General features: G+C 63.6%; 10 protein-coding genes. 7 read left to right on the top strand and 3 right to left on the bottom strand.

From position 1 onward, the window contains the following. The first annotated feature begins 44 nt into the window (after positions 1 to 44). The 4 genes from AC1VWL_RS01700 (at position 45) to AC1VWL_RS01685 (ending at position 3,941) form a co-directional block, all read left to right on the top strand. Positions 45 to 1,082 (top strand): agmatine deiminase family protein, encoded by a 1,038-nt coding sequence (locus AC1VWL_RS01700; protein ID WP_482985506.1) that lies wholly within the window; start codon positions 45 to 47, stop codon positions 1,080 to 1,082. A 204-nt stretch (positions 1,083 to 1,286) separates the two neighbouring features. Further along, positions 1,287 to 2,174 (top strand): carbon-nitrogen hydrolase, encoded by an 888-nt coding sequence (locus AC1VWL_RS01695; protein ID WP_481614879.1) that lies wholly within the window; start codon positions 1,287 to 1,289, stop codon positions 2,172 to 2,174. Between the two features lie 11 nt (positions 2,175 to 2,185). Next, on the top strand, positions 2,186 to 2,716 hold the full coding sequence (locus tag AC1VWL_RS01690; protein WP_482985505.1) for a GNAT family N-acetyltransferase: 531 nt from the start codon (positions 2,186 to 2,188) through the stop codon (positions 2,714 to 2,716). Continuing rightward, on the top strand, positions 2,709 to 3,941 hold the full coding sequence (locus AC1VWL_RS01685) for a TraB/GumN family protein (RefSeq protein ID WP_482985504.1): 1,233 nt from the start codon (positions 2,709 to 2,711) through the stop codon (positions 3,939 to 3,941). The genes AC1VWL_RS01690 and AC1VWL_RS01685 overlap by 8 nt, the downstream gene beginning before the upstream one ends. Before the next feature lie 458 nt (positions 3,942 to 4,399). Here AC1VWL_RS01685 and AC1VWL_RS01680 read toward each other — a convergent pair whose 3' ends face one another. Genes AC1VWL_RS01680 through AC1VWL_RS01670 form a run of 3 tightly spaced genes read right to left on the bottom strand, consistent with a single transcriptional unit; the run spans position 4,400 to position 12,076 of the window. Further along, the gene (locus AC1VWL_RS01680; protein ID WP_482985503.1) at positions 4,400 to 7,471 is read right to left on the bottom strand and encodes an efflux RND transporter permease subunit; all 3,072 of its coding nucleotides are present in this window, start codon (positions 7,469 to 7,471) and stop codon (positions 4,400 to 4,402) included. Between the two features lie 4 nt (positions 7,472 to 7,475). After that, positions 7,476 to 10,943, bottom strand: a complete 3,468-nt coding sequence (locus AC1VWL_RS01675; protein ID WP_482985502.1) for an efflux RND transporter permease subunit — start codon at positions 10,941 to 10,943, stop codon at positions 7,476 to 7,478. Next, positions 10,940 to 12,076 (bottom strand): efflux RND transporter periplasmic adaptor subunit, encoded by a 1,137-nt coding sequence (locus AC1VWL_RS01670; protein WP_282267617.1) that lies wholly within the window; start codon positions 12,074 to 12,076, stop codon positions 10,940 to 10,942. Before AC1VWL_RS01670 ends, AC1VWL_RS01675 begins: the two co-directional genes overlap by 4 nt. Before the next feature lie 220 nt (positions 12,077 to 12,296). Between AC1VWL_RS01670 and AC1VWL_RS01665 the strand changes: the two genes are divergently transcribed. From AC1VWL_RS01665 to AC1VWL_RS01655, 3 genes are all read left to right on the top strand, one after another. Further along, positions 12,297 to 12,689, top strand: coding sequence for a c-type cytochrome (locus AC1VWL_RS01665; protein WP_482985501.1), 393 nt, complete (start codon positions 12,297 to 12,299; stop codon positions 12,687 to 12,689). 9 nt (positions 12,690 to 12,698) lie between these two features. Then, on the top strand, positions 12,699 to 13,160 hold the full coding sequence (locus tag AC1VWL_RS01660; RefSeq protein ID WP_482985500.1) for a c-type cytochrome: 462 nt from the start codon (positions 12,699 to 12,701) through the stop codon (positions 13,158 to 13,160). A 194-nt stretch (positions 13,161 to 13,354) separates the two neighbouring features. Then, entirely contained in the window at positions 13,355 to 13,639 is a 285-nt protein-coding gene (locus tag AC1VWL_RS01655; protein ID WP_482985499.1) for a hypothetical protein, read from the top strand. Positions 13,640 to 13,710 lie beyond the last annotated feature (71 nt).

Here is a 13,710-nt window from a genome sequence, read left to right as displayed (position 1 = left end):
CCTGCCGCTCCAACGCCCGACCGGGCCGAACGCATCCAAGAAGAATGAACGAAACGCTCCGCTTTCCAGCCGAATGGGAAACCCAGTCCGGCGTATTGATCGCCTGGCCGAATGCCGACACCGACTGGGCCGAGCGCCTGGCCGAGGTTGAGGAAACCTACATCGCCCTGGTCAGCGCGATCACCCGCTACCAGCCGGTGCTGATCTGCGTGGCCGATGACGACATCGAGACCTACGCGGAAATGCGCCTGCGCTCGAACCGCGTGGACATGGATCGCGTGCAGTTCGTCACCGCACCTTACGATGACACCTGGTTGCGCGATTCCGGCCCGATCACCCTCAAGCGCGCCGACGGCAGCTTCCAGCTGCTGGATTTCCGCTTCACCGGCTGGGGCGGCAAGTTCGAAGCCAGCCTCGATGACCAACTGGTCGGCGTGCTCGACCAGGCCCAGGTGTTCAACAATGCGCAGGTCCGCAGCATTCCGTTCGCGCTCGAGGGCGGCGCCATCGACACCGACGGTGCCGGCACCCTGCTGACCACCTGGAAGTGCCTGCACGAACGCCACCCCGAGCGCGACCGCGATTCACTCAGCACCGACATGGCCAGCTGGATGCAGCAGGACCGCGTGCTGTGGCTGGACCACGGCTACCTGGAAGGCGACGACACAGACGCGCACATCGATACCCTCGCCCGCTTCGCCTCGGCCGACAGCATCGTTTACCAGAACTGCGACGACCCACAGGATTCGCATTACGCCGAGCTGCAGGCCATGGGCGCCGAACTGGCCGCACTGCGCACCAGCGACGGCAAGCCTTACCGCCTGTTCCCGCTGCCCTGGGCGGAGCCGGTTCTGGACGAAGGCCGCCGTCTGGCAGCCTCGTACGCCAATTTCCTGATCATCAATGGCGCGGTACTGATGCCGGCCTATGGCGACGCCGCCGATGGTGTCGCGCGTGACGTACTGGCACAGGCTTTCCCCGACCGCGAAATCGTGCAGGTTCCCTGCCGCTCGCTGATCTGGCAGAACGGCAGCCTGCACTGCATCACCATGCAGCTGCCAGCCGGCCTGCTGAAAAACTGAGCTGATCCACCTGTAGAGCCGAGCCATGCTCGGCTGAACAGCACGTCGCGTATCCGTGCTTCATGACGCCGGAACGAACAGCAGCCGAGCATGGCTCGGCTCTACCGTAAAGGCGCCATCTCCGCAGCCCCTCCGTTCAGCCCAGACCGCATTGCCGGCCCACATCCGCGTTAACATTCGTCCTTTCCCCCGCAGGATCGCAGCATGAACTCGCGCAGCCCTCTTACCGTCGCCTTGGTGCAGGAACGAAACCACGGTGATGCCGCCGCCAACCTGGCCGTGATTGATGCACGCGTAGCCGAGGCTGCCGCGCAGGGCGCGAAACTGGTGCTGCTGCAGGAACTGCACAACGGCGCGTACTTCTGCCAGCACGAATCGGTGGATGAGTTCGACCTGGCCGAGCCGATTCCCGGCCCCAGCACCGAACATCTCGGCGCCTTGGCCAGGAAACATGGCGTGGTCATCGTCGGCTCGCTGTTCGAGCGCCGCGCCGCTGGCCTGTACCACAACACCGCCGTTGTCTTCGAAAAGGACGGCACCTTGCTGGGCAAGTACCGCAAGATGCACATCCCCGATGACCCGGGCTTCTACGAGAAGTTCTACTTCACTCCCGGCGACATCGGCTTCAAGCCGATCGAGACCTCGGTGGGTCGCCTCGGCGTGCTGGTCTGCTGGGACCAGTGGTATCCGGAGGCCGCCCGCCTGATGGCCCTGGCCGGTGCCGAGCTGCTGCTCTATCCGACCGCGATCGGCTGGGACCCGGACGATGTGCAGGACGAGAAGAACCGCCAGCGCGATGCCTGGGTGCTGAGCCACCGCGGCCATGCCGTTGCCAACGGCGTGCCGGTGCTGAGCTGCAACCGCGTCGGCCACGAAGCCTCGCCACTGGGCGCTTCCGGCATCAACTTCTGGGGCAACAGCCACGTGCTGGGCCCGCAAGGTGAATTCATCGCCGAAGCCGGCACCGATGCAACCCTGCTGGTCTGCGACGTCGACCTGCAGCGCAGCGAGCACGTGCGCCGGATCTGGCCGTTCCTGCGTGACCGCCGCATCGATGCCTACGGCGACCTGCTCAAGCGCTACATCGACTGACCGGACCTGACATGAGCCTGCAGCTGCGCACCGCAACCCCCGCTGACATCCCGGCCATCACCGCGATCTACGCGGTGGAGGTGCGCGAGCTGGTCAACACCTACGAGTACGAAGTCCCCACCGCGGCGGAGATGGCGCAGCGCATGCAGGACATCACCGCGCGCGGCTTCCCCTATCTCGTCGCCACCATCGACGACGAGGTAGCCGGTTACGCCTACGCAAACAGCTACCGGGCCCGCATCGCCTATCAATGGACCGTGGAGAACTCGGTCTACGTCGATGCTCGCTTCCAGGGCAAAGGCGTTGGCAAGGCCTTGATGCAAGCCTTGATCGACGAATGCACCGCACGCGGCTTCCGGCAGATGATCGCGGTGATCGGCGAACCGACCAATACCGCGTCGATCAAGCTGCACGAGCGCTTCGGCTTTGAGTTGGTTGGCGTGTTCCGCGGCCTTGGCCGCAAGCACGGTCGCTGGCTGGACACGGTACAGATGCAACGCGCACTCGGCGACGGTGCCGACAGCGCCCCATCCAATGAATGAAGCAATGACTGACTCCTCTATCGAAGCCGGCGGCGAACTGCTGGCCGGCCAGCCTGTGCGCGTGATTGAACGCGACGGCGTGCGCTACACCCTCCTGGGCACTGCCCACGTCTCTGCAGCCAGCGTACAAGCGGTTGAGCAGGCCATCGCCAGCGGCCAGTACGACGCGGTCGCAGTCGAACTGGACCCGCAGCGCCTGCAGGCGCTGACCAACCCCAATGCCCTGGCACAGCTGGATCTGGTAGAAGTGATCCGCAAGGGCCGCGTGGCGCTGTTTGCCGCCAACCTCGCGCTGGCCGCTTACCAGCGCCGTCTCGCCGAGCAGTTGGGGATCGAACCCGGTGCTGAACTGAAGCGCGCGGTGGAACTGGCCAAGGCCAACGATCTGCCAGTGCACCTGATCGACCGTGATGTCGGCCTCACCTTCCGCCGCGCTTCGCAGAGCCTTGGCTTTTTCGGCAAGCTGAAGCTAGTGATGGGTCTGGGTGCCGGCCTGTTCTCGTCCGAGGATGTGGGCGAAGAAGAAATCGAGAAGCTCAAGCAAGGCGACATGCTGGAATCGAGCTTCGGCGAGTTCGCCAACGAAAGCCCGGCGCTGTACCAGGCCATCATCGGCGAGCGCGACCGTTACATGGCTACGCGTCTGCGCGAGGAACACAACAGCGAGCAGCGCAATGTGCTGGCGGTTGTTGGCGCGGGTCACCTTGCTGGCCTGGCCCGTTACCTGGAAACCGACACCGACGCCCCGGGCCCGCTGCGCGAGCAGTTGGAGTCGGTGCCGAAGAAACGCAACATCCCGTGGATCACGCTGGGCATCCTGGCCATCGTGCTGGGCGGGATTGGGTTTGGTTTCTGGAAGGGCGGCATGGGCATGGGTGCCGACATGCTGCTGACCTGGGCGATGTTCACCGGTGGCCTGGCTGGCTTGGGTGCATTGCTTGCTGCCAGCCATCCGCTGAGCATTCTGACCGCGATCGTGGTTGCGCCGTTCAAGCCCTTCCGTTTGAGCATTCCCACCGGTGCGTTTTCGGCGCTGGTGGAAACGCGCCTGCGCAAGCCGACGTATCAGGATTTCCTGCAACTGCGTGATGATGCGCAGAGCCTGAAAGGCTGGTACCGGAATCGCGTTACCCGCATCGTGCTGACTTTCATGCTGACCAATATCGGCAGCATGCTGGGACTGTGGCTTACCGGTTTCAGTGTTTATGGGAAGCTGGCTGGGTGAAGCCTTTGCTTTGAGGCCTTTGCTTTGAGCTTTGGTTTAAAAGCTGGAGATGCTTTAAAAGCTTAGAAGCGCCCTCACCCCTACCCCTCTCCCGCAGGCGGGCGAGGTGGCTAGCTCTCCTGCATTTTCTTTTGCTGCTGCATCGTCGGCTGCGGCAGCGGAAGCCTGATCGCAAGCTGTTGCTTTGGCAGCTGCTTTGGCAGCTGCTTTGGCAGCTGCTTTGGCAGCTGCTTTGGCTGTTGCTTTGGCTATTGCTTCAGCTGTTGCTTTGGTTTTGGCTTTGGCTTTGGCTGTTGCTTTGGTTGTTGCTGTGGCCTTTGATCCAGCTTCTGCCTTGGCTGTCCCCTCTCCCGCATGCGGGAGAGGGGTAGGGGTGAGGGCAGCTCTTGCTTCAGCAGTTGCTATTGCCTTCGCTGCTTGCAGTCGCAACAGCTACAGCCGCCCTGCCCTCCAGCCAATCAGCCCTCTACAACAACCGCACGCTCCACCGGCGGCAAACCGCGCGCACGCCGCACCAACCGCGCCGTGCCGGTACGCAGATCATCCAGCAGCGCGTAGATGGTCGGCAGGAACAACAAACTCACCACCGTCGAGAATGCCAATCCACCCGCAATCGCGCGCGCCATCGGGTAGTACGGCGGCATGCCATCGGCCGTGGTCGTATTCAAGGCAATCGGCACCATCGCCAGGATCGCCGTACCCATCGTCATCATGATCGGCCGCAGTCGCTCACGGCTACCCTCGATCAAGGCCTCGGTACGCGACACCCCACGTCGACGCAGGTTGTTGATGTGCTCGATCATCACGATGCCGTTGTTCACCACCACGCCCATCAGCACCAGGATGCCGATCACCGCCATGATGTTCATCTCGGTACCGGTCAGCCAGAACAGCCAGTAAACGCCATAGATCGAGAACAGCACACAGGACATGATCGCCGCCGGGAACAGCAACGACTCGAACACCGCCGCCATGATCACCACCATCAGGATCAGGGCAATGAAGATCGCCGTCACCATCTGGTCCATGCCATCAAAGTTGATGTTGAAACCCGCACCGTTGAACGTATAGCCATAGCCCGGCGGGAACTGCACCCGGTCCAGGGTCTCCTCGACCGACTTGCGCGCCTGGTCCATCGGCACGTCCTTGGCCAGGCCGGCCTCGATACGCAGCATGGTCTGCCGGTTCAAGCGCTGGATGGAGTTGGCCGCAGGATTGACGTTGACGTCCACCATCGCCAGCAGCGGGATCTCCTTGCCGCTGGAGCTGCGCACCATGAACGAAGACAAGTCCTCGATGCTGTAGTTTTCCGAGCCCGAGAAACGCACATTGACCGGAATCTCGACGTCATCGCGATGGAAGTCACGCAGCGATGAGCCACGCAGCGCCATGCCCACGAACTGCGCCACCTGCTGGGCACTGAAGCCATACGACGCTGCGCGCTCGCGGTTGACCCGCACCGCCAGCTCGGCATTGGCATCACCCACGTCCACGCGCACATCGCGCAACTTGGGATTGCGCGCCAGGATCGGCACGATGTCGTCGGCCAACTCACGCAAGGTCTGGCTTGAATCACCGACCAGACTGAAACGCAGGCCCTGCCCTTCGCTGCCCATGCCACCCGGCCAGCCGATACCGATCTTGGCACGCGCAGACTGTGGCAGCCCCTTGCGCACCTCTTCCTCGATCTTCTTGCTCTGCTCGCGGTCGTCAACGGTCAGGTACAGGCGCGTCTGCGCCCAGCCCTGTTCGGCGAAACGGCTGTACACACGCTTGATCTTGAACTCGTCGCGATTGGCGTTGACGAAGTCCTCGACCCGCTGCACTTCCTTGCCCATCTCTTCCTTGGAATAGGAGCCCTTCCATTGGTAGAAGATGTTGATCTCATCCGGATCATTGTCATCGCCACCACCGGTGGTATGGGTCATCGGCCACACGCTGAGCACCGACACCAACACGATACCGGCCACGCTCCAGCCACGGTTCTGCAAGGTCCAGCGCAGTATCCGTGCGTAGCGCGCCTGCAGGCGGCTGATGAACGGTGACTTCAATGCCGGCGGGGTCTTCATCCGCGCCGACAGCATCGGGATCAGGCTCACCGCCACCAGCCACGAGGCCAGCAGCGAGAACGAGATGGTCAGCGCCAGCTGGGTCAGGTAGATGGTGATGATGTTCTTCTCGCCGAACATCATCGGCAGGAACACCACGCAGTGGCACAAGGTGCCGGCCGATAGCGCGATCGCCACATGGCGGGTACCGATGATGGATGCCATCTCCGGTTTGCCGGGGTATTTCTCGCGCTCCTGGTAGATGCTTTCCACCACCACCACGGCGTTGTCCACCAGCATACCCACCGCCAGCAACAAGCCCATCATCGAAATGATGTTCAGGCTGATGCCGGTGAAGTACATGAAGCCCAAGGTCATGATGAAACAGATCGGGATCGCCATCGACACCATCAGCGTTGACGGCCAATGGCGCAGGAAGGCGTACAGCACGATCACCGACAACAGCAGACCGATCGCCCCGGCCTCGGCCAGCGCAAGCAGCGAACTGGTGACCGCCTTGCCCGAGTCCCACGCAATCTCGATATCGACACCGCGCAACGCCGGATCCTCGCCCAACAGCGCGACTTCCTTGGTCACAGCGCGCGACAGGTCCACCAGGTTCGCCGAGCGCTCCTTGTAGATGTCCACGCCCACGCTGGGCTTGCCTTCCATGCGCCGCACATAGCTCATGCGCTGCGGTTGCAGGCTGACCTCGGCGATGTCCGACAGGCGGGTACCACGATTGTTGACCGGCAGGTCGCGCAGCTCCTGTACTTCCAGCAGCTCGCCCTTGGGCTGCACGCGCAGGCGGCGGCCGTCCTCGGTGATCTGCCCGGCCGATACCGCGAAGTTGGCTGCCTGCAGCTTCTGCACCAGATCATTCAGGGCAACGCCATGCGCGCTGATGCGGTCCTTGTCCAGCGCGATCAGCACTTCCTGCTTGGCAACGCCTTCCACTTCAACACGGGCCACGCCGGGCAGACGCTCCAGGCGCTGCTTGATGGCACGCTCGATCATGTCGGCGCGCGCGGTCAGGTCCTCGGCACTGTTCAGGCGCAGGCTGATCGCTTCCTGGTCACTGGTGCTCCAGCGCTGTACGTAATAACGGCGGAAGTCGTCCGGCAACTCGTCACGCACCGCGTCGATACGCTCACGCGCTTCGGACGCGGCCATGGCGATATCGCGGTTCCAGTCGCTGAATTCGACCTGGATCTGCCCGCCTTCGGCGTTGGCGCGCGAGTTCATCGTCTTGATGCCGGGCATCGTGGCGATAGCCTCTTCAACCGGCCGCAGCAGGTTGCGCTCCACTTCTTCCGGGGTCGACCCCGGGTACGGCAAGGCGATGAAGAAGAACGGGATCGATGCTTCCGGCTCCGACTCCAGCGGCAGCTTGAACGCAGCAATCAGGCCGATCACCACCATCGACACGAACAACATGATGGTGGTGACAGGGCGGCGGATGGACAGCTCGGTGATATTCATCCGCTCAGTCCTTGATGCCGCCGATGGGGTCCTGCTCGTGGCTCAGCACCTGCTCGGCCTGGGCCATCGCCTGGCGTGCACGACGGCCGCGTTCGGCGTAGTACTCGTCCGGCTTGCGATCCAGCAGGTCGTACACCACCGGGATCACCAGCAAGGTCAGCAGGGTCGACACCAGCAGGCCACCGATCACCGTGATCGCCATCGGCGAGCGCACTTCAGCACCTTCACCGAAGGCCAGGGCCAGCGGCAGGAAGCCGAACACCGCACACAGCGTGGTCATCATGATCGGCCGCAGACGCGAACGTGCGCCTTCAACCAGGGCCTCACGCTTGGCCACGCCCTCCTCACGCAACTGGTTGACCTTGTCGATCAGGATGATGGCGTTCTTCACCACCAGACCGACCAATAGGATCAAGCCGATGAACACCACCACCGAGACCGGTGAACGCGCCAGCAGCAGCGCTGCAACCGCACCGACCAGGGCCAGCGGAATGGTGAACAGAATGACGAAAGGATGCAGCAGCGATTCGAACTGCGATGCCATCACCAGATAGACCAGGAACACCGCCAATGCGAAGGCGAACAGCAGCGATCGGATCGACTCGCCCAGTTCCTGGCCCTGGCCACCGATGTGCATGCCGACGTCGGTGCCCAGCGGATTGTTGGCGACCATGCTCTGCACTTCGGTGATGGCCTTGCCCAGGTCGATGTCGCGCAGGTTGGCCGAGACAATCGCCACACGGCGCTGGTCGGCACGGTGGATTTCGCTCGGGCCTGTGGTGGCGATGACGTCGGCCACCGAACCCAGCTCGATCGGCTTGGCACCGCTCGGGTTGACGATCAGGCGACGGATGTCGTTCACCGAGGAACGCTCGGACTCCTGCACGCGCACCAGCACGTCGATCTTGCGATCGCGGAAGCTGTAGCGGGTAGCGACATTGCCCTTGACCTTGTTGACCACCGCATCAGCGATCTGCCGGGTGGTCAGGCCAAGTGCCGCGGCGCGGTCCTGGTCGAATACCACCTGGATTTCCGGGAAGCCCTGCTCCACCGTCGACTTGACGTCGGCATAGTGCGGGTTCTCGCGTAGCATGCCAGCCAGGCGATTGCCAGCGACGCGGATGTCTTCGAGATTATTGCCCTCGATTTCGATTTCCAGCGGCGGCGACAGCGCGAACAGTTCCGGGCGAGCGAAATCCACCTGCGCTGACGGCCAGGCCTTCATGGTCTCGCGCAGCTTTTCGGTCAGTGCCGGCTCCAGCTTGGTGTCTTTCATCACCACCGACAGCTTGCCGATGTTCTCGCCGCTCTCGGTCGGGCTGGCATCCAGACGCGTACCGGTACCGGAGACGCCATACAGCAGGCGCACGCCTTCTTCGCCGGCATGCTTGCGCTGCACTTCGCGCACCAATGCATCGGTCTGCGCCAGTGGCGTGCCCGGCGGCAGCTTGGCGGTCATCTCGAAGCGGTCCTGGGCCAGCTGCGGCAGCAGGTCCACACCCAGCAGCGGCAGCGCAGCCAAGGTCAGACCGAAGGCCAGGGTTGCAAAACCCAGGATCGGCCACGGACGCTTCAATGCCGCCGGCAGCGCGCGCAGGTAGCCGGCTTCAGCGCGACCATACGGCGCCATCGCCAGATCACTGGCCTTGCGCATCACCGGGCCGACCACCGCGGCAATGCCACGGAAGATCCGCACCACGCTCCAGGCCAGGAAATAGAAGCCGTAGCGGAACATCGCGCCGATACCACGGCCTGCATAGGCAGCCGGCTTCTTCCAACGGCTCTGCGGACGCCACGGCTCACGCGGGTCTTCGGCCGGGAACTCCAACGGCGGACGGCCCTTCAGCGCGCTCAGCATCGGGATCAAGGTCATCGACACCACCAGCGACACCGCGATGGCGATCGACACCGTCAAGGCCTGGTCACGGAACAACTGGCCGGCGATGCCTTCGACGAACACCAGCGGCAGGAACACCGCGATGGTGGTCAAGGTCGACGCAACCACCGCCATGAACACTTCGCGGGTGCCCTTGATCGCCGCTTCCAGAATACCCATGCCGCGCTCACGCGCCTTCGCAATGGACTCCAGCACCACGATCGAGTCATCCACCACCAGACCGGTAGCCAGCGCCAGGCCGCCCAGCGACATCACGTTCAAGCTCAGGCCGAGCTGGCCCATGAAGAAGAACGTGGCGATGATCGAGATCGGCAGCGACAGCGAGATCACGAAGGTGCTCCAGCCATCGCGCAGGAACAGGAAGATGATCAGCACCGACAGCAGGCCGCCGATCACCGCATCGATCTTGACGTCCTTGATGGCGTGGCGGATGAAGACCGACTGGTCCTCCACCATCGTCATCTCGATGTCCTTGGGCATTTCCTTGCGGATGGTTTCGAGCCTGGCTTCCAGCGCATCGGCGGTGGAAACGGTATTGGCGTCGCCTTCCTTGTAGACAGCGAGTTCGACTGCTTCATGGCCGGCGGCGCGGATCACCGCTTCGCGCTCCTTGTAGCCTTGGCGCACTTCGGCCACGTCCTTCAAGCGCACGCTGGGCGCGCTGCTGCTGCCATCACTGCGCATCGCCGCGATCACGTTGGGATCGCTGCTGCCGAGGATGGCCGACATCAGCTGGCGGTTCTCACCGGTCGAGCTGGCGGTGCTGGAACCACTGGCCGTGGTCAGCAGCATCTCGCGCATCTGTTCGACCGTGGCGAACTGGTTGACGGTACGCACCAGGTAACGCTGCGAACCTTCTTCCAGACGGCCGCCGGACAGGTTCACGTTCTCCTGCTGCAGACGCTGGATCACCGTGTCCAGCGACAGACCGAGCGCGGCCAGCTTGCGCTGGTCGATATCAACCTGGATCTCGTCTTCCAGACCGCCGCCAACCTTGACCGCGGCCACACCACTGACCGGCTCGAGCTTGCGCTTGAGGTCTTCATCGGCGTAACGGCGCAGTTCCATCAGGCGGCGCACGGCATCGGCGTCGTTGCCGGCTTCCTGCTTGGACGACAGCGCCAGCCGCATGATCGGCTGGGTGGACGGATTGAAGCGCAGCAGTACCGGCGGCTTGGCCTCCAGCGGCAACTGCAGCGTCTCCATCTTGTCGCGCACGTCCAGCCCGGCCTGCTGCATGTCCGTGCCCCAGGCGAACTCCAGCACCACGTCGCTTTGACCAGTGCGGGAAATCGACTTGAGCTTGCGCAGACCCTTGACGATGCCCAGCGCTTCTTCGGCCGGCTGCGAAATCAGGGTTTCCACCTCGGCCGGCGCCGCACCTTCGTAATCGGTGCGCACGGTCAGGGTGGGATAGCTCAGGTCCGGCAGCAGTTCGACCTTCAGGCTGGACAGCGAGATCAGGCCAAACAACACCAGGGTCAGCGTCATCATCGCGATGGTGACGCGGCGGCGGGTGGCAAACTCGATCAGATCGAAGCCACCGCCGGAAGCCGACGGTCCGTGGTCACTCATTGCTTGGTCGCCTGTGCAGCTGCCGGCGCCTTGGCCGCCGCTGCGACCGCCTTCTCCTTGCCGATCACCTGCACCGCACTGCCTTCACGCAATGCTGCCTTGCCAGCGATGACGACTTCATCACCCTGCTGCAGGCCGTTGCGCACCTCGATGAAGCCGGCATCGTCGTAACCCAGGGCCAGCTCGGTACGCACAGCCTTGCCGTCACGCACCACATAGACCGCCGGCTTGCCGCCGTCTTCCAGCAGCGCGGTACGCGGCACCACCAATGCATCGGCGCGCTGGTCGTAGTTGATGCTCAGGCGGCCGAACATGCCGGCCTGCAATGCTTCTTCGCCGGAGAACGTCGTCACCACGCGGAAGGTGCCGGTGCCGTTGTCGACCACCGGCGCAACGCGGTCCACCGTGCCGGTGAACGGCTTGCCCGGCAATGCATCAACCTGCAACGACACGGCCTGGCCCGGCTTGAGCTTGGCGATCTCGCGCTCGGGCACATTGAGGGTGGCTTCCAGCTGGCCGCTGTCGACGATGCGGATGATCGGCGAGTTGATCTGCACGAAGTTGCCCGGCTTGATGTCACGCGAGGCAACCACGCCAGAGATCGGCGCGACCACCGTCGTGTAGGACAACTCCAGCGTCGCCATCCGGTACATCGCCCGCGCGTTCTCCAGGTCATAGCGCAGCTGGTCCACGTCGGCAGCGCTGACCAGCTGCTGCTGCACCAGCTTTTCGGCGCGGTGATAGCTGTTCTCGAGCTTGCGCATCTGCGCCTCGCTCTGTGCAACGCTCAGGCGGGCGCGGTCCGGGTCCAGCCGTACCAGCGGCTGGCCAGCGCGTACCAGTTGGCCTTCTTCGACCAGCACCGCCAGCGCCACGCCGGAGGTCTTTGCGACCACCTGCGATTCAGCGCGGGGCTCCAGCGCCGCAGTACCGGTATAGCTGGCGGCGATGGCACGGCGCTCGGCCTTGGCCACTTCCACCGGCACGGCGTCGCTGGCTTTCTGCTCATCCGGCGTCTTGGCCTTGGCTTCCTCGCCGCCGGCCTTGCAACCGCCGAGCAACAGGGAAGTGGTGATCAGGAGTGCAGCAGCGCAGCTTCCGGTGCGGGCGTGCAGAGTGAAAAGTCGCGACATCGTCTTGTCCCTGGGGATGCGTAGGCAGGTGTTGTAGCAAAGTATTGCACCACCCCACATCAACACCATGCCCCGAAAGTCATGGGTACCACTAATAGGTATGGGCTTCCGCAATGCAGCATCCAGGCGCCTGTTCCGAACGGGTAAATACGCGGGCTATACTCGGGCCGTTCCGTATCCCACGGCGGAACCCCAGACCCGCTTACCGGATAAGGAAACCATGCGCTCGCAGCCGCTCGCCGCTTGTTTCGCTCTGGCTTTTGCCCTGACCTTCGGGGCCGCCCAAGCTGATCCGCAGTCTGCTACACCCGCCGTCGCCCCCGCCGCCACTGCTCCTGCCGCAACACCGGCAGCGGCCAGCACAGGCAATGCCGCCACCGGCCGGATCCTGGCCTATACCTGCCAGGGCTGCCACGGCATCACCGGCTACAAGAACGCCTACCCCAGCTACCGCGTGCCGAAGATCGGCGGGCAGTCACCGCAATACCTGACCCAGGCGCTGACCGAGTACCGCGAAGGCAAGCGCAAGCATCCGACGATGCAGGCGCAATCGATGAGTTTCAGCCCGCAGGACATTGCTGATCTCTCCGCCTACCTGTCCACCCTCAAATAAGCGCCGACCATGACGAAAGCCACGCACGCACTGCGTTTGTCCATCGCCCTGTTCGCCGCCATGGGTCTGGCTGCCTGCACACAGTCCGAAGTGGAGTCCAGCGGCAAGTCCGCGGCTGACCCGGGCCACGCCAGCGGTGAACACGGATCCAGTTCCTCCGCCGGCCTGCCTGCCGGTCGCATCGCCGCCGGTGAGCACCTGGCCGCTGCCAAGGGCAAGGCCACCGGGCAGAGTTGCATCGACTGCCACGGCGCCGACGGCAACAACCCGATCGACCCGACCTACCCCAAGCTCGGCGGCCAGTACGGCGACTACCTCGCCCACGCGCTGCAGGCCTACCGTGCCAGCACCCGCGACCACATGCTGATGACGCCGCAGGCGCAGAGCCTGAGTGACCAGGACATCGCCGACCTCGCAGCCTACTTCGGTAGCAGGCCAAGCCAACTACGCGACCTGCACGGCGTGGATTGAGGTCCACCATCGGGGCACCGCACTGACACAACAAAGCCGCCCTCGGGCGGCTTTGTTTTCAACACGCTTCGCACTGTTTGTGGGAGCGGCGTCAGCCGCGAAGCTGGCATTGTTGGAGCATCACTCACTGTGCCATCTGCAGCACCACCTGCTTCGCGGCTGACGCCACTCCCAAAACGGACACCTGACCACGCATGCCACTCTATCGATGCTTGATCTGCGGCGAAAACTTCCCGGGCGCCCTTCTTGGCAAGCACTCGCCCGTTGGCTTCTATGCCACCCGCTTCGTGGAGGCAGCGAGCAGAGACGATGCGGAAGCGCTAGCCCTGGACCAACTCCGGAACGAAGATGAGTTGAACATTCCTGCCGAACTCCGCAGCGAAGATGCCCGGGTTTTCTTCGAGGAAATCACGGAGATCAATGCGGACAGCGAACGCCTGCCCAACTCCGGTTTCACATTCTTTGTCATGGGCAGCTGATTTCCCAAAGACTCGGACTGCTACCGAGTTGATCCTGCCCGTGCAGGCGCAGCACATCCGGAAAGCAAGAA

The organism is Stenotrophomonas sp. STEN063 (genome assembly GCF_056854515.1).
The sequence above is the reverse complement of the archived record's forward strand: the minus strand, read 5'-3'. Positions and strand labels throughout refer to the sequence as shown.